The organism is Simplicispira psychrophila DSM 11588, from assembly GCF_000688255.1.
Lineage (GTDB): Bacteria > Pseudomonadota > Gammaproteobacteria > Burkholderiales > Burkholderiaceae_C > Simplicispira > Simplicispira psychrophila.
In genome coordinates this window covers 177,084-191,940 of sequence record NZ_JHYS01000003.1, presented here as the reverse complement: position 1 = coordinate 191,940, position 14,857 = coordinate 177,084, and the positions used below count along the sequence as shown (strand labels likewise).

Here is a 14,857-nt window from a genome sequence, read left to right as displayed (position 1 = left end):
TTTTTACTGATCAGATTTTAAGCAATCTGTCGCAATCGCGCACTGGCGCCACTTTGCGCAGGTTCCCCCCAGGGTTCTCCACAAAGTTATCCACAGATTTTGTGGGTTGTAGCGCCTGGACACCGGCGCCAAAGCAGACCCAGGCTAAGCCATAATCGCCGCTTGCTTTATTTGCGCGGAGAGTGAATTGCTGTCGATCATACAAGCCGCAGGCTGGCCCATTTGGCCCTTGGTTGCCTGCTCCATCTTGGCCATGGCCTTGATTTTCGAGCGTTTTGTCGCGCTCAAAACTACCCGCGTGGCTCCGCCCAAACTGCTGAGTGAGGCGATCTCCATCTCGTCCAATACCCTGCCGGGCCCGGACGTGGTCAACCAGCTGCAACAAAATTCAGCCCTGGGCGAGGTACTGGCCAGCGGCCTGCGCACGCTCAACACCACGCCGCGCTGCAGCGAAGCCGACCTGCGCGCCGCCATGGAGGGTGCCGGTCGCGCCGTCGTCCATCGACTCGAAAAATACCTCAGCGCGCTGGCCACCATCGCCTCGGCCGCACCGCTGCTGGGCCTGCTGGGCACCGTCATCGGCATGATCGAGATTTTTGGCTCTCAATCGGGCGCCGGCGGTGTCAGCGGCGGCAATCCGGCGCAACTGGCGCACGGCATTTCGGTGGCGCTGTACAACACCGCCTTTGGCCTGATCGTGGCCATTCCGACGCTGATCTTCTGGCGCTACTTTCGCAGCCGCGTCGATGCCTACCTGCTGACGCTGGAACTGTCGTCCGAGGCCTTCCTGCGCCACCTGATCCAGTTGCGCAAATGAACTTTCGCCCACGCCATGTACGTGACGAGCCCGAGATCAACCTGATCCCGTTCATCGACGTGCTGCTGGTCATCCTCATTTTTTTGATGCTGACCACCACCTACAGCAAATTCACTGAACTGCAACTGACCCTGCCCGTGGCCGACACCGAGCAGCAGCGCGACCATCCCAAGGAAATCATCGTGGCCGTCGCCGCCGATGGTCGCTATGCCGTCAACCAGGCGACGCTGGAGGGCCATGGCGTGGACGCCCTGGCCAGCGCGCTGCGTGAAGCGGCCAAAGCGGGCAAAGACAGCGTTGTCATCATCAGCGCCGACGCTACTGCGCAGCACCAGGCCGTGGTCACGGTAATGGAGGCCGCGCGCCGCGTCGGTCTGACGCAAATCACTTTTGCCACCCAGTCGTCCGCCAGTGCGGGCGCTGGCAAGCCGTAAACCCCGATGGCTGCCGCGCCGCAGCCGCCCGCCCCGCCTCCTTCTGACAGCGCTCCCGCCGGCACTTGGCAGCGCCTGTGGCGCCAGCGCGGCGCCCTGGCCTGGACGCTGTGGCCGCTGTCGCTGTGCTATGGCTTGCTGGTGGCGCTGCGCCGGGCGTTGTACCGGGCGGGTCTCTTCAGATCCAGCCACCCGGGCATACCGGTCATCGTGGTGGGCAATGTCATCGCCGGCGGTGCCGGTAAAACGCCAGTGGTGATGGCCGTGGTGCAGCACCTGCAGGCGCAGGGCTGGCGCCCCGGTGTGGTCTCGCGCGGTTATGGCCGCAACACGCACGACAGCCGTGTGGTGCTGCCGGACAGCCCGCCCAGCATGGTCGGTGACGAGCCGGCGCTGATCGCCCGCAGTTGCCAAGTGCCGGTGGTAGTGGCCGCGCAGCGCAGCGCGGCGGCGCGCCTGTTGCGCACTCAATACCCGGATACCAACGTCATCGTCTGCGACGATGGTCTGCAGCATTGGGCACTGGCGCGCGATATCGAAATATGTGTCTTCAACGACCAAGGTGTTGGCAACGGATTTTTGCTGCCCGCCGGCCCGTTGCGCGAACCCTGGCCGCGCCCGGTCGATATCGTGCTGCACGCTGGCCCCGCGCCCCAAGGCGGTAGTGCGCCACGTTTTGCCCTGCAACGCCAGCTGGCCGACTTTGCCCTGCGCGCCGATGGCCGCCGGGTGCCACTGGCCAGCTTGCACGCCACGCCTTTGTTGGCACTGGCCGCCATTGCCCGCCCCGAAGATTTTTTTACCCTGCTGCAAGCCCAAGGATTGGTGCTGGTGGAGACGCTGGCACTGCCAGATCACTTTGATTTTAATAGCTGGAAGCGCCCGTCAAATAAGGGATACACCCTGATTTGTACTGAAAAAGATGCTGTCAAACTGTGGCCGCAGCACCCCGATGCGCTGGCGGTGCCTTTGCAACTGCAGTTGGGCGAAGGCTTCTTTGCCGCACTCGATGCACGCTTACAGTGCGCACTATCATCCCCCCACTGAACCACTGACTACTGCCCGCCATGGACCCCAAACTGCTTGAACTGCTGGTCTGCCCTGTGACCAAAGGCCCCCTCACTTATGACCGCGAGCGCCAAGAATTGGTTTCGCACAGCGCCCGCCTGGCCTACCCGGTACGCGACGGCATTCCGGTGCTGCTGGAAGACGAAGCCCGCACCCTCACCGACGAGGAGCTAGAGGCGTGACCACGCCGCTCACCGTGCCCTTCACTGTGCTGATCCCGGCGCGCATGGCGTCCAGTCGCCTGCCGGGCAAACCTCTGCTCGACATCGCCGGCCTGCCGATGGTGGTGCAGGTGGCGCGGCGCGCAGCGGCCAGCGGCGCGGCGCGGGTGGTGGTGGCAGCGGACGATGCGCGCATCCTGCAGGCCTGCGCCGCGCACGGCATAGAGGCCATTGCCACGCGCGCCGACCACCCCAGCGGCAGCGACCGCCTGGCCGAGGCCTGCGAGCTGCTCGGGCTGGACGGGGACGACATCGTGGTCAATGTGCAGGGCGACGAGCCGCTGATCGATCCGAAACTCATCAACGCCGTGGCCGCGTTACTGGCCAAGCGCCCGGATGCCAGCATGGGCACCGCTGCCCACGCCCTCAGCACGCTGGACGAACTGCACAACCCGAACGTGGTCAAAGTGGTGCTGGACGCGCGTGGCTTGGCGCATTACTTCAGCCGCGCCGCCATTCCATACGCCCGCGATCATGCCCAGCAGACCTGGTGGGATGGCAGCGCCACCCAAATGCATCCAGACGTGGCAGCACTGCAAGGCTTTGCCCCGCTGCGCCACATCGGCATCTACAGCTACCGTGCACATTTTTTGCGCCAATTTCCCGCGCTTGCGCAAGCGCCGACCGAAGTGATGGAAGCGCTGGAGCAATTGCGCGCGCTTTGGCATGGCTACCGTATTGCGGTGCATATCGCCGCCAGCGCCCCCGGCCCCGGCGTGGACACCCCGGAAGATTTGTCGCGCGTGCGCCAGCTGGTGTCGTGACAGCCCTCACATCAGGGGCATCCACGCGCTAAAAACGACGCCGCGCCGTAAGGAGCAGCAAAGGATACACATGCTATCCTTCTTGCCAACGAGTGCGCCGCATCCCGGAACCACACGTCCGGGCCCACGGTGCCAGCAGGTTTCACACACTTAGAGGACATCCATGAGACTTATTTTGTTGGGCGCTCCCGGCGCCGGAAAGGGCACGCAAGCCACGTTCATTTGCCAAAAATATGGCATTCCGCAAATCTCCACCGGCGACATGCTGCGCGCCGCCGTCAAAGCCGGCACGCCAATGGGCCTGCAAGCCAAAGCGGTGATGGACTCGGGCGCCTTGGTCAGCGACGACATCATTATTGGCCTGGTCAAAGAGCGCATCACCCAGCCTGACTGCACCCAAGGTTTTTTGTTCGACGGCTTTCCCCGCACCATCCCCCAGGCAGACGCCATGAAGGCGGCCGGCGTCAAGATCGACTACGTACTCGAAATTGATGTGCCATTTGACGCCATCATCGAGCGCATGAGCGGGCGCCGCTCGCACCCGGCCAGCGGCCGCACCTACCACGTCAAGTTCAACCCGCCCAAAGTGGCCGGCAAAGACGACGAAACCGGTGAAGACCTGATCCAGCGCGCCGACGATGCCGAAGAAACCGTCAAAACCCGCCTGGACGTATACAGCGCGCAAACCCGCCCTCTGGTCGAGTACTACTCGAACTGGGCCAGCCAGGATGCCACCAACGCGCCCAAATACCGCGCCATCAACGGCACCGGCAGCGTGGAAGAAATCACCGCCCGCGCCATGGAAGCACTGGCCGGCTGATTCGGCTGCAGCGGCTGCTAGCGCCGCTTGGTCTGGAGAACGCCCCACGCGCTGGGGCGTTTTTACGTCTGCGCCGCCAGCAACTCCAGCAGCAAGCTCACGCGCGCCTTCACCGGACTCAAACCCTGTGCATCGGGCAGCATGTCGCCCGGGTGCGGCAGCATCTGCCCCAGTGGACAGCGCGTCGCCACGCGCACCGCCACACCGCCGGCCTGCGCCCGCTCCAACGCTTCTTGCAAGGCGTAATGCAGCGTCCCGTTACCCGTCGCTGCCACCACCAGTCCCTGCACACCGCTGTGCACCAGCGCAGCCACCATGGCGGCACTGGCACCGGCGTAGTTCATGACGATATCCACCCTTGGCCACGGCACTCCATCTACTATTTTTTTAATAGCTACTAGTGCATGATGGGATTGGGCTAGAGGCCAATTTTGTGATAAACGCACCTGCCCCTCTTCTACCCAGCCGAGCGGCCCCGCATCGCCTGAGCTAAACGCATGGAGCCGGTACGGATGCACTTTTTGTACCGCACGCGCGCCGTGTATCTCGCCAGCGCACACCACCAGCACACCGCAGGCGCCCGGCGCTATCGCCACGGCCACGGCATCGCGCAGGTTTTGTGGCCCATCGGGCGCCAGGGCAGAAGCCGGACGCATGGCACAGGTCAGCACCACCGGCTTGTGCGTGTCCAACACACAGTGCAAAAACCAGGCGGTCTCTTCCAGCGTATCGGTGCCATGCGTAATCACGATGCCGCCCACCCCCGGGTCAGCCAGGTGCTGCTGGCAGCGCTGCGCCAGCACTGCCCACACGGCAAAATCCATGTCCTTGCTATCCACCTGCGCCACCTGCTCCAGCACCCACGGCCCGGCCCCCTCTGGCCTCCTTTCGGGCCCGCCTGGCAACGCCTGCCACAGCGCCTGCACCGACAACTGGGCCGCGCAATAGCGCAGGTTGTCACTGGCTACGTCCGCCGTGCCAGCAATCGTCCCGCCCGTGCCGAGCAGCACCCATTTTTTTGCATCCACGTCCATCTCCTGCAAACTGATGAAAACCACAGTCCTGGGTTAAATTACAGACCTGCTATCCAAAATACCCTGCCTATCCGCCTAGCTCGCACAGAATCAACCCATGCCCACCCCCAAGCTCACGCCCCGACAACAGCAAATTCTCGACTGCATCCAGACGGCCATCGCACGCACCGGCGCACCGCCGACACGGGCAGAAATTGCAGTGCAATTCGGTTTCAAATCAGCCAACGCCGCCGAAGACCATTTGCAAGCCCTGGCCCGCAAGAGTGTGATCGAGCTGGTCAGCGGCACCTCACGCGGCATTCGACTGCGCAGCAGTGCCATGCGCTCGCTGAGCGCAGCGCGCGGCACACAACTGCCACTGCCCTTGGCCGGAGTCACCCAACTGGTGCTGCCTCTTATTGGCCGCGTCGCTGCCGGCTCGCCGATTCTGGCCCAGGCCCACATCGACACGACCTATTGCGTAGAAAGCAACCTGTTTCAAAGCAAGCCCGACTACCTGCTGAAAGTGCGCGGCATGTCGATGCGCGACGCCGGCATTCTGGATGGAGATTTGCTGGCCGTGCAAAGCACCCGTGAAGCGCGCAATGGCCAACTGATCGTGGCGCGCCTGGGCGACGATGTCACCGTCAAACGCCTGCGCCGCACCGCCCACAGCATTGAATTGCTACCTGACAATCCAGACTACCCCAGCATCACGGTGCGACCCGGTGAACCCTTTGAAATCGAAGGCCTCGCCGTGGGTCTGATCCGCAACAGCGGACAGATGTAGTCTCAATTTTTTAGGCAAGCCGCCAAGCCAATCACATACTTGATTGCTCTGGATGCAGGGGCAGCGGTGACGGGCTGGGGATGGCAGTAGCCTTTTGGTAGCTCTTGAGCTTGTTGTAGAGCGTTTTCAGACTGACCCCCAGTGCGGCTGCAGTACGTTCCTTGTGGTTGTCAAAACGGCTCAAAGTCCACAAGATAAGTTGCTGTTCCACGTCAGCCAAAGAACTGCCGAGCTGGAAATTCAAGGCATCGCCAGGGCCATTTTTTCTATTCACACCGGCTTCTGTCTCCGGGGCATCCGTCGGCAACCACTCTTCAGTGATGAGCGCGTCTTCAGCCATGATGTAGGCACGCTGCAGTACATTGCGCAATTCACGTACATTGCCAGGCCATCGATAGGCTTCCAGACGCTGCAGCGCACTGGGTGTGAGCTGGCGCAAGGCGCCTTCGCGTTCGCCAATATCGCTCAAAAAGTGGGCACTGAGCAATGCAATGTCTTGGGGTCGCGCCCGCAGCGGCGGCAGGGCAATCGGAAAGACATTCAGCCGGTACAAAAGATCCTCCCGCAGCGCACCGGCCTGGACTGCCGCTAGCGGGTCGCGGTTGGTGGCAGCAATGATGCGCACATCGGTACTGCGCGCCACGCTGGAGCCCACACGCATGAAGCTGCCGGTCTCCAACACCCGCAACAGTTTGACCTGCAACTCCATTGGCATCTCTGTCACTTCATCCAGAAACAGAGTGCCACCGTGTGCGCGCTCGAACAATCCTTGGTGCTGGCGATCAGCACCTGTGAAGCTCCCCTTCTCGTGACCGAAGATTTCACTTTCCATCAGTTGCGGAGAAATAGCGCCGCAGTTCACAGCAAGAAACGCCTGTTCGCGCCGGCGACTCAAGTCGTGCACAGTCTGCGCCACCAGTTCCTTCCCAGTACCGCTCTCACCCCCGATGAACACCGTGACCGAAGTGGCAGCAACCCGGGAAATCTGCTGATACACACGCTGCATGGGCTCGGAGCACCCGACCAAATAACCAAAGCGGCCATCCTGGGCCAGATTGTCGTGACACGATTGGAACTCTGCAGGCGTATTCGGGGGAGCTAGCACGCTAAGGTTCGTCAGCATTTGCGCTGCTTCAGTGTCGTCATCAACGATCAGCACACGTTCCATGCATTTTCTCCGCTTGTTCGATCGCCATTTTGAACAAGTCAACCCCTGTTTCGCCTTCGCCTTTGCTGCAACCCCATGTAGGACAACACTGCGTTCCATAGCACGGCCAAAGAAACGCCAGAGGCTTTGGAGGGGAGCACGCCATGGTGTCTTCTTTTAAGAAGAAAGGCACGGCTTGCCTGCCAACACAGCTGAGACGCGGTCAGGCTGCAACAGCATACGAGGGGGTCTACACTGCTCTCCCAGCATGGCATTACGGCCCGCGTGCAGAGCACGTGCACCGCTCCTGCCCATCTGAAGAACAACGCCAGGCTCGATTTTGCGGAACTGTTTTCCTTTTCACTCTGGCCTTAAAAGGCCGCGCCCTGAAGGACGCGGCCATACACATCGAAAGTTTGTGCTATTTATTTATGGTGGCCCGAGCTGGCAGATGTAGAGCTGCCGGTATCACTGCCACTACCAGCAGCAGAACCGGCTGAGCCACTGGTGCCCACAGTGCTGGGTGCGCCCGAAGATCCGGTCACGGCCTTGCTGCCTAAACTGCCTGAACTCCCCGAGCTGCCACTGGTCGAGCTGCTTGGAGCTGGCTGATTCGATGAATGGTTTTCGCCTAGACTGATGGTGGTACTGGTCTGGTTGCCCTGTGCCCCCTTGCGGCTGTTGCGCCACTGACCAAATTCGTCTGAGAACTTGCTATAGCGCTCCTGGCGCCATGCATCGTAATCTTCATCAAGCTGCCGTACTTGGTCATTGCGCCATTGGTGGTAGTCGTGGTCATGGTGCATACCCCCTTGGCCCCGACCACTCGCTTGGCTCCCTTGGCGGCTGTACCCTTGCATGTCGTTCTGGCTTGACCCATAGCCCGAACTGCCATAGTTTCCTGAGCAGCCATAGTTGCCACCGCTGTAGACATCCCCCTGGCCGCCGCGATTCGAACCCCCATAACTGCGGCCAGAGTGACCCGAGTCGCTGCCGTAGCTGCGGCTCTGTCGGCCTTCTATGCCGTAGTCCATTTCGCCAGTGAGGTCATGTCGCATGCCGCTGCGCTGCGAGCCCTGGTTGCCATAGCCGCCTTGCTGGCCGTAATAGCCACCGGAATGCCCACCTGAATAACCCTGTGAGCCGCCCTGGTTGCCTTGCGCCCCCCCTTGGTAACCCTGCGAGCCAGGTTGGTAGTGCTGTGAACCACCTTGATGACCCTGGGAGGCACCATAACCCTGGGAACTGTTTTGATAGCCTTGCGAACCACCTTGGTAGCCGCGGGAGTCACCTTGGCGATCATCGTCTCGCATACCGTAGTTGCCGTACTCACCCATGTCCCCTTGATCTGAGCCTCCCTGGCTGGTTCCTCGGTCATCATCACCCCGGCTCTGATCTTGGTAGTTACGTGATTGCATGGAACATCCTTTCATTAAAAGAGAGGTTCGGCAGTGACCTGCCGCTAGTGACATGCCTAGCGCCGCACGATTTTTGCGGAACCGGGATGTACAGCCCTGCACTAGCAAACAGCGTGCCCAAATAGCTATCAGCAGCTGCTCGCACAGCAAAAAAGCCAGCAAAAAGCGCCGTTAAAGCACTGAAGTGCTCAGCAGACATAGCCACTGCAGCAATATTTACGGCAAAAATTTCTGCTTTGCCGAAAGCACCCTCCGCTGCTACACACCAAAAATGCTGGCGATTTCTGGCGAAAGCCCCAGATCAATCGTGCCCAAGATCAACGGGGCAGCCACCACCGCGTCGGCTGGGCTATTTTTGTGCGCCTTGGTTGCTTCAGGTAGCAGCGCTCCAGGTCCAGTGCCTGATTTCCGGCATGTCCTGCCCGTGCAGGCGGATGTATTGCCGGTGTTCCAGCAGCTTTTCCTTCAGGCGCCGTTTCAGCGCCTGGCCCTGGTCACCGGTCTGCGGCAGGCGATCGATGGTGTCCATCACCAGGTGGAAACGGTCGAGGTCGTTCAGCACCGTCATGTCAAACGGTGTGGTGATCGTGCCTTCTTCTTTGTAGCCGCGCACGTGGATGTTGTCGTGGTTGGTGCGGCGATAGGTCAGCCGGTGGATCAGCCATGGATAGGCGTGAAAGGCGAAAATGACCGGCTTGTCTTTCGTGAACAGCGCATCAAAATCGGCATCCACCAAGCCGTGGGGGTGCTCGGTGTGCGGTTGCAGCCGCATCAGATCAACCACGTTGACGACGCGGATCTTCAGGTCGGGCAGGTGCTCGCGCAGGATGGACACAGCGGCCAGCGTCTCCAGTGTCGGCACGTCGCCGCAACAGGCCATCACCACATCGGGCGCTGCATCGCCCCCGTTGCTGGCCCATTCCCAGATGCCGATGCCCTCGGTGCAGTGTTGGATGGCGGCATCCATCGTCAACCATTGCGGCGCCGGGTGCTTGCCGGCGACCACTACGTTGACGTAGTGCCGGCTGCGCAGGCAATGGTCCATCACCGACAGCAGGCAGTTCGCGTCCGGCGGCAGGTAGACACGCACGATCTCGGCCTTTTTGTTGACGACGTGGTCGATAAAACCCGGATCCTGGTGCGTGAAGCCGTTGTGGTCTTGGCGCCAGACGTGCGACGCCAGCAGATAGTTCAGCGAGGCGATCTTGCGGCGCCACGGAATTTCCGAGGTTACCTTCAGCCACTTGGCGTGCTGGTTGAACATCGAATCCACGATGTGGATGAAGGCTTCATAGCAGTTGAAAACACCGTGCCGCCCGGTCAGCAAATAGCCCTCCAGCCAGCCTTCACACTGGTGCTCGCTGAGCATTTCCATGATGCGGCCAGTAGGTGCCAAGAACTCATCGTTCGGCTGGGTTGCCGCCTCCCACTGCCGCTGCGTGACCTCAAACAGTGCTGCCAGTCCGTTGGACAGCGTCTCGTCGGGACCGAAGACGCGAAAGTTGCGCTGCGCGTCATTCCACTTCGCCACGTCGCGCAGAAAAGGCCCGAGCACATGGGTGTCGCCGATGCCGGGCGCGCCGGGTACCAGCACCTCGCAGGCGTAATCGCAAAAGTCCGGCATGTGCAGATCGCGCAGCAGCAGACCGCCGTTGGCGTGCGGATTAGCGCCCATGCGCCGCGTGCCAACGGGCGCGAGTTCGGCCAGTTCCGGAAACAGCCGGCCCTGCGCATCAAACAGCTCCTCGGCGCGGTAGCTTTTGAGCCACGCGTCAATCAACGCGAGGTGGCCCGGGTGCGTGGCCGGGTCGGTGATCGGCACCTGGTGCGCGCGGAACGTGCCTTCAATTGGCAGACCATCGACCTCCTTGGGTCCAGTCCAGCCCTTGGGCGAATCGAGGACGATCATCGGCCAGCGCGGGCGCACCGCCTTACCGGTGGCGCGGGCAGCGTGCTGAATCTGGCGAATTTGTTCAACCGCTTTATCCAGCGCTGTGGCCATGGCCTCGTGCATCAGCGCCGGCTCATGGCCCGCGACAAACAGCGGCGTCCAGCCATAGCCACGCAGCAGTTGTTCCAGTTCCTCGCGCGTGATGCGCGCCAGCACCGTCGGGTTGGCGATTTTGTAGCCGTTCAGGTGCAGGATCGGCAGCACCGCACCGTCGGTCACCGGATCGAGAAACTTGTTCGAATGCCAAGCTGTGGCCAGCGGCCCGGTTTCGGCTTCGCCGTCGCCGACGACGCAGGCGACAATCAACGCAGGGTTGTCAAACACCGCGCCAAAAGAGTGGCTGAGTGAATAGCCCAGTTCGCCGCCTTCGTGGATCGATCCGGGGCATTCGGGCGAGGCGTGGCTAGGGATGCCGCCGGGAAACGAGAATTGCCGAAACAGTTTTTGCAGACCGGCTTCGTCCTGGCTGATATCCGGATAGACCTCGCTGTAGGTGCCTTCGAGGTAGGTGTTGGCTACCACCGCCGGCCCGCCGTGGCCGGGGCCCGAGACATAGATCATGTCGAGATCGTATTTTTTGATGACGCGGTTCAGGTGCGCGTAGATGAAATTCTGCCCCGGCGTTGTGCCCCAGTGGCCGAGCAACATGCGCTTGATGTCGGACAGCGCCAGCGGCTGGCGCAGCAACGGGTTGTCGTACAGGTAGATCTGCCCGACCGAGAGGTAATTCGCCGCGCGCCAATAGGCGTCGATGCGCACTAATTGCTGATCACTCAGCGTCCGTATCTTCGAAGTCATGACGAACCTTTCAGTTGCCCATTGGGGCCAGTGATGGAGCATCCGAGCGGCCGATCCTCGGTGGTGGAGCCAGGGCTTCGTAGCCGGCCGTGACATCAAACAGCTCTTCGTCGATCGAGCCCTGGCGCAGTCGGCGAAAGCTGCCGTGCAAGTGGTCGAGCAACTCCAGAATGTTGCGATCGGCACGCTCCATCGCTGCCAGCCGGCTGGCGTTTTCGCTGGCCAGCGATTCGGCGCAGGCGCGAAACAACGAGATAAACAGGTACTCGCGGATCAGCGCACGCAAGGTCGTCGCGCCCTGGTCCAGCACTTGCGGCAGCATCTTTCCGGGCCAGGGCACGGCCGCCAGGTGCTGCTGCCAAGCGGCGTCCAACGGCAGCAGGCGCTGACTTATCGGCTCGTACAACGCAGCGGCCAGCGGTCGGTTGTGAAACACATGGAGCTGCGCCATACCGCCCTGCACACGGCGCGCTTCGGTATCGATCTGGATCTGCGCGACCAGCGGTGCGATAGCCTCGACCGAACCCGGGACGGCATACCCAGCGAGCACCTCCAGGCCCGCATTCGTCAGCCGCGCCTGAACCCGCTCGCCCACGGCCCAGACCTGGGGCCGACCGGGCAGGCTGGCCAAAGCGTGGACGGCATGCTCGGTGATCACGTCGTTGAAAGGGCCGACCAACCCCTGATCCGAGCCAAAGACGATGGCACCCATCAGGTCTGACGACTTTGCCGACACGTGCTCGGGAGCGGCCGTGGAGTTCGCCTGGGCCTGGCGAAAACATTCACCCAGGCCGAGCGAAACCATGCGGTCGTAGTCGGCCAGCGCCAGCACCGAGCGTTCATAGTCGCCGATGCTGGATGCCGCCAGCGCCTTCATGGTGCGCACCACGGCGTGCAAATCGCCGGCGCCCGCGATCTTGCGGCGCAGGGCTGCGAGACTGTCGCTCATGGAGCCCCTTTCGCCACCTTCACCACCGGCTTGGCATCGGGCGGTGGCAGGAAGGGGTTGAGAACTTCGCGTGCATGGTCGATGACGGCACGGCGATCCTCGTCGCTGAGCTTGTCCGTACCGACCAGACGCTTACGCAGCGGCGCGGCGAATCCGGCTGCGGCGTCCTGTACCGCACGCTGGGCCTCGGCCATGCGCGGCAAGGGAACGGTGTCAAACAGTCCCGCCGTCAGCGCCAGCAAGATGGCGATCTGCGCCGGCACCGCCACGGGCGCGAACTGCGCTTGTTTCAGACAGGCGCGAATGCGCTGGCCATGATCCAGGGTCTGGCGCGTCGCGTCGTCGAGCCGCGCGCCGAAGCGCGAGAACGATTCGAGTTCCTCGAACTGCGCATAGGCCAGTTTCAGGTCACCGGCCACGGCGCGGAACGGGCCGCGCTGCGCCTTGCCACCGACCCGCGACACCGACTTGCCGACATCCACCGCCGGTAGCACGCCCAACTCAAAAAGCGAGGGCGACAGATAGATCTGGCCGTCGGTGATTGAGATCAGGTTGGTCGGGATGTAGGCCGAAATGTCCTCAGCCTCGGTCTCGATGATCGGCAGCGCGGTGAGCGAGCCGCCACCGCGTTCCGGGCTCAGGTGGGTGGAGCGTTCCAGCAGGCGCGAATGGATATAGAAGATGTCGCCCGGGAAGGCCTCGCGCCCCGGTGGGCGGCGCAGCAGCAACGACAGCTCGCGGTAGGCCCGGGCGTGCTGCGTCAGATCGTCGTAAACGATCAGCACATCGCGGCCCGCTTCCATAAAGTATTCGGCGATGCTGGTGGCTGCGTAAGGCGTGATGTAGGCCAGCCCGGGCGGCTGGTTGCCTTCGGTGACCACCACCACGGTGTAGTCCATCGCAGCCTGCTCGCGCAGCGTCGCCACTGCCTTGGCCACTGCCGAAGCGCGCTGCCCGATGGCGCAATAGACGCAGATCACGTCCTGCCCGCGCTGGTTCAGGATGGCGTCCAGGGCAATCGCGGTCTTGCCGGTCTGGCGGTCACCGAGGATCAGCTCACGCTGACCACGGCCGATGGGAATTAGTGCATCGATGACCTTCAGACCCGTCTGCAGTGGCACATCGACTGGCGCACGGTCCATGATGGCGGCGGCGGGGCGCTCGATCGGCAAGCGCTCGGTGGTCTGGAGGACGCCAAGGCCGTCGAGCGCGCGGCCCAGCGGGTCGATGACGCGCCCCAGCAGCGCTGGGCCCACGGCCACGTCCATCACGCGGCCGGTGCGGCGCACCTCGTCACCCGCCTGAAGGTCCCAGTATTCGCCCAGCAGCACGACGCCGATCTCGTCGGCGTCGAGGTTGAACGCAATGCCGGCCAAGCCACCGGGCAACGTCAACAGCTCCTCGAAACCAGCGCCCGGCAGTCCGCTGACGCGGGCGATGCCGGTAGTCACCTGCGTGATAGTGCCGAACTCGCGCGATACCAGCGCAGGCGTGAACGCAGCGCGCGCCTGGGCCAGTGCGGCAAAGCCACAATCAAGCGCAGCAGCGGCCAAGCCGTCCTCCGGGGCCTGCAAGGCGTCGGCTGCGGCGTTCATGGGGCGACCGCAGTGCTCTGAAGTAGCGCGGCCACGTTGTGCTCCAAGTCGCGCAGGTACTCATCGATGGTCCAGGCCCATTTCTGTCCACCGGCGCGCAACTCGATACCGCAGACGGCATCGGCCGCCGTCTCGAAATGCAGCGGCACGTCGGCAGAGAATGCCTGCTTGATTGCCTGGCAGATCGCCGCCTGCTGCTCGGCCAGCAGCGCAAAGCAGCTGCGCACCAGCGCGGGTTCGGCGCTGTGCTGCAACGCTGCCACCAACTGTTCTTTGGCTGGGCCGGTCAGTGCACCCAAGCGCTGCATAAAGACCTCGACCATGCGCTCCTCAAGACCGACGTTCGCCAGATCGGCCAAGGTCTTGCGCACGACGGCGAACACCTCGTGCGCGGCACGACTGGCGATCAATTGCTGCAGGTGCAAGGCCTGGAAAGCCAGCGACTGCTGGTGCTGCGCCGCCAGCGCCTCTGCGGCCTTCTGGGCTTCTTCAGACAAGCGAAGGCCTTCAGCGGTAGCCTGGGCCGTGGCCTGGCTCAACAGGGCAGCACGCTGCTGGTCGAAGGCAGTGTTCTTGGCATCGAAAGCCTGGCGTTCGGTCTGTGCCTGCGCCTCTTTCGCTGCAGCGTTGGCGATCTGGTCGGCAATGCGTTTCTCGCGCGCAGCAATCGCCTGCAGCACTGGCTGGTAAAGAAAGCGCTTCATCAGCCAAACCAAGACGACGAAATTGAGTACCTGCGCGCCGACGGTGAACCAGTCGATCAACATGGCCTATTTTCCTGCCGCAGCGGCCGCGTGCGTGAGCGCCGCATTCCAGAACGGGTTGGCGAAGATCAGGATCATCGACACTACAAAACAGTAGATGGCTGTTGATTCGATCATTGCCAGCCCCACGAAGAGCGTGCGCGTGATCGTCGCCGAGGCGTCGGGCTGCTGGGCCAGTGCGGTCATAGCGGTGGCCACGGCCCGGCCTTCGGCCAGTGCTGGGCCCATGGTGCCAAAACCGGTAGTGAGGCCGGCGATGACGATCGAGATCGTCGCAATGAGGGTCAGGCTGTCCATGGTGTTTGCCT

General features: G+C 62.5%; 15 protein-coding genes. 7 read left to right on the top strand and 8 right to left on the bottom strand.

Features of this window, described 5'->3' with window-relative positions; all coding sequences use genetic code 11:
- Positions 1-187 precede the first annotated feature (187 nt).
- The 6 genes from Q390_RS0104770 to adk all read left to right on the top strand — a co-directional run bounded on the left by Q390_RS0104770 (position 188) and on the right by adk (position 4,124).
- Positions 188-817, top strand: a complete 630-nt coding sequence (locus Q390_RS0104770) for a MotA/TolQ/ExbB proton channel family protein (protein WP_027995042.1) — start codon at positions 188-190, stop codon at positions 815-817.
- Positions 814-1,251, top strand: coding sequence for an ExbD/TolR family protein (locus Q390_RS0104765; protein WP_027995041.1), 438 nt, complete (start codon positions 814-816; stop codon positions 1,249-1,251). The genes Q390_RS0104770 and Q390_RS0104765 overlap by 4 nt, the downstream gene beginning before the upstream one ends.
- A gap of 6 nt (positions 1,252-1,257) precedes the next feature.
- Positions 1,258-2,298, top strand: a complete 1,041-nt coding sequence (gene lpxK, locus Q390_RS0104760) for a tetraacyldisaccharide 4'-kinase (RefSeq protein WP_084153775.1) — start codon at positions 1,258-1,260, stop codon at positions 2,296-2,298.
- Between the two features lie 20 nt (positions 2,299-2,318).
- Positions 2,319-2,501, top strand: coding sequence for a Trm112 family protein (locus tag Q390_RS0104755; RefSeq protein WP_027995039.1), 183 nt, complete (start codon positions 2,319-2,321; stop codon positions 2,499-2,501).
- Positions 2,498-3,304, top strand: a complete 807-nt coding sequence (kdsB, locus tag Q390_RS0104750) for a 3-deoxy-manno-octulosonate cytidylyltransferase (protein WP_027995038.1) — start codon at positions 2,498-2,500, stop codon at positions 3,302-3,304. The genes Q390_RS0104755 and kdsB overlap by 4 nt, the downstream gene beginning before the upstream one ends.
- A 163-nt stretch (positions 3,305-3,467) precedes the next feature.
- The gene (adk, locus tag Q390_RS0104745) at positions 3,468-4,124 is read left to right on the top strand and encodes an adenylate kinase (RefSeq protein ID WP_027995037.1); all 657 of its coding nucleotides are present in this window, start codon (positions 3,468-3,470) and stop codon (positions 4,122-4,124) included.
- A gap of 62 nt (positions 4,125-4,186) precedes the next feature.
- Here adk and Q390_RS0104740 read toward each other — a convergent pair whose 3' ends face one another.
- Complete coding sequence (locus Q390_RS0104740) at positions 4,187-5,158, bottom strand: asparaginase (RefSeq protein ID WP_027995036.1); 972 nt, start codon at positions 5,156-5,158, stop codon at positions 4,187-4,189.
- Positions 5,159-5,255: 97 nt separating this feature from the next.
- On the opposite strand from Q390_RS0104740, the gene lexA reads away from it, so the two are divergent.
- The gene (gene lexA / locus Q390_RS0104735; RefSeq protein WP_027995035.1) at positions 5,256-5,927 is read left to right on the top strand and encodes a transcriptional repressor LexA; all 672 of its coding nucleotides are present in this window, start codon (positions 5,256-5,258) and stop codon (positions 5,925-5,927) included.
- A gap of 31 nt (positions 5,928-5,958) precedes the next feature.
- Here the strand turns inward: lexA and Q390_RS19015 are convergent, their stop codons facing one another.
- The 7 genes from Q390_RS19015 to Q390_RS0104700 all read right to left on the bottom strand — a co-directional run bounded on the left by Q390_RS19015 (position 5,959) and on the right by Q390_RS0104700 (position 14,846).
- A complete protein-coding gene (locus tag Q390_RS19015; RefSeq protein ID WP_425423933.1) occupies positions 5,959-7,050 on the bottom strand; it encodes a sigma-54 interaction domain-containing protein in 1,092 nt (363 codons plus the stop codon).
- Between the two features lie 449 nt (positions 7,051-7,499).
- Positions 7,500-8,492: a hypothetical protein gene (locus Q390_RS19010; protein WP_156949825.1), complete on the bottom strand. Its 993-nt coding sequence runs from the start codon at positions 8,490-8,492 to the stop codon at positions 7,500-7,502.
- 373 nt (positions 8,493-8,865) lie between these two features.
- Positions 8,866-11,241, bottom strand: a complete 2,376-nt coding sequence (locus tag Q390_RS0104720) for a phosphoketolase family protein (protein ID WP_027995033.1) — start codon at positions 11,239-11,241, stop codon at positions 8,866-8,868.
- 10 nt (positions 11,242-11,251) lie between these two features.
- Positions 11,252-12,190, bottom strand: coding sequence for a F0F1 ATP synthase subunit gamma (locus tag Q390_RS0104715; protein ID WP_027995032.1), 939 nt, complete (start codon positions 12,188-12,190; stop codon positions 11,252-11,254).
- On the bottom strand, positions 12,187-13,785 hold the full coding sequence (locus Q390_RS0104710; RefSeq protein ID WP_027995031.1) for an alternate F1F0 ATPase, F1 subunit alpha: 1,599 nt from the start codon (positions 13,783-13,785) through the stop codon (positions 12,187-12,189). The genes Q390_RS0104715 and Q390_RS0104710 overlap by 4 nt, the downstream gene beginning before the upstream one ends.
- Positions 13,782-14,552, bottom strand: a complete 771-nt coding sequence (locus Q390_RS17530; protein WP_051603034.1) for an ATP synthase subunit B — start codon at positions 14,550-14,552, stop codon at positions 13,782-13,784. The genes Q390_RS0104710 and Q390_RS17530 overlap by 4 nt, the downstream gene beginning before the upstream one ends.
- Positions 14,553-14,555: 3 nt before the next feature.
- Complete coding sequence (locus tag Q390_RS0104700; protein WP_027995030.1) at positions 14,556-14,846, bottom strand: F0F1 ATP synthase subunit C; 291 nt, start codon at positions 14,844-14,846, stop codon at positions 14,556-14,558.
- Between the last annotated feature and the right edge of the window lie 11 nt (positions 14,847-14,857).

Bases quoted from the DNA above. Each gene is read 5' to 3' on its own strand.
- lpxK (WP_084153775.1), top strand. From the start codon at position 1,258: ATGGCTGCCGCGCCGCAGCCGCCCGCCCCGCCTCCTTCTGACAGCGCT.
- Q390_RS19010 (WP_156949825.1), bottom strand. From the start codon at position 8,492: ATGCAATCACGTAACTACCAAGATCAGAGCCGGGGTGATGATGACCGA.
- Q390_RS0104715 (WP_027995032.1), bottom strand. From the start codon at position 12,190: ATGAGCGACAGTCTCGCAGCCCTGCGCCGCAAGATCGCGGGCGCCGGC.
- Q390_RS0104740 (WP_027995036.1), bottom strand. From the start codon at position 5,158: ATGGACGTGGATGCAAAAAAATGGGTGCTGCTCGGCACGGGCGGGACG.
- Q390_RS0104765 (WP_027995041.1), top strand. From the start codon at position 814: ATGAACTTTCGCCCACGCCATGTACGTGACGAGCCCGAGATCAACCTG.
- Q390_RS17530 (WP_051603034.1), bottom strand. From the start codon at position 14,552: ATGTTGATCGACTGGTTCACCGTCGGCGCGCAGGTACTCAATTTCGTC.
- Q390_RS19015 (WP_425423933.1), bottom strand. From the start codon at position 7,050: ATGCTGACGAACCTTAGCGTGCTAGCTCCCCCGAATACGCCTGCAGAG.
- Q390_RS0104720 (WP_027995033.1), bottom strand. From the start codon at position 11,241: ATGACTTCGAAGATACGGACGCTGAGTGATCAGCAATTAGTGCGCATC.
- Q390_RS0104710 (WP_027995031.1), bottom strand. From the start codon at position 13,785: ATGAACGCCGCAGCCGACGCCTTGCAGGCCCCGGAGGACGGCTTGGCC.
- lexA (WP_027995035.1), top strand. From the start codon at position 5,256: ATGCCCACCCCCAAGCTCACGCCCCGACAACAGCAAATTCTCGACTGC.
- Q390_RS0104755 (WP_027995039.1), top strand. From the start codon at position 2,319: ATGGACCCCAAACTGCTTGAACTGCTGGTCTGCCCTGTGACCAAAGGC.
- adk (WP_027995037.1), top strand. From the start codon at position 3,468: ATGAGACTTATTTTGTTGGGCGCTCCCGGCGCCGGAAAGGGCACGCAA.
- Q390_RS0104700 (WP_027995030.1), bottom strand. From the start codon at position 14,846: ATGGACAGCCTGACCCTCATTGCGACGATCTCGATCGTCATCGCCGGC.